Source organism: Campylobacter sp. 2018MI13 (assembly GCF_018501135.1).
Taxonomy (GTDB): domain Bacteria; phylum Campylobacterota; class Campylobacteria; order Campylobacterales; family Campylobacteraceae; genus Campylobacter_E.
Window position 1 is genome coordinate 1 of the sequence record NZ_JAHCZC010000348.1, and the last position, 233, is coordinate 233.

General features: G+C 32.6%; 1 protein-coding gene. It reads right to left on the reverse strand.

Annotation, left to right across the window (positions count from 1 at the left end):
- The coding region (locus KJQ99_RS11525) for a hypothetical protein (RefSeq protein WP_214150789.1) at positions 1-233 on the reverse strand (233 nt) is incomplete at both ends.

Below are 233 nucleotides of genomic sequence, written 5' to 3' on the forward strand. Positions count from 1 at the left end.
TTTAAGCACTAAGCTATTGCTATCAACTGTTGCTGAATGATCTTTTATAGTATCATCACCATTTACTTCTGTAATAACAAGTTTATCAAATACTGGAGCTACTGGCTTATCTTCAGGTTTAACTTCTTGAGTTACAACATCTTCAGTTTTATCTTCTTCAGGTTGTTTATTGTCTTCAGTGTTTTCAGGTTTATCTTCAGGTTTAACTTCTGGAGTTACAACATCTTCAGTTT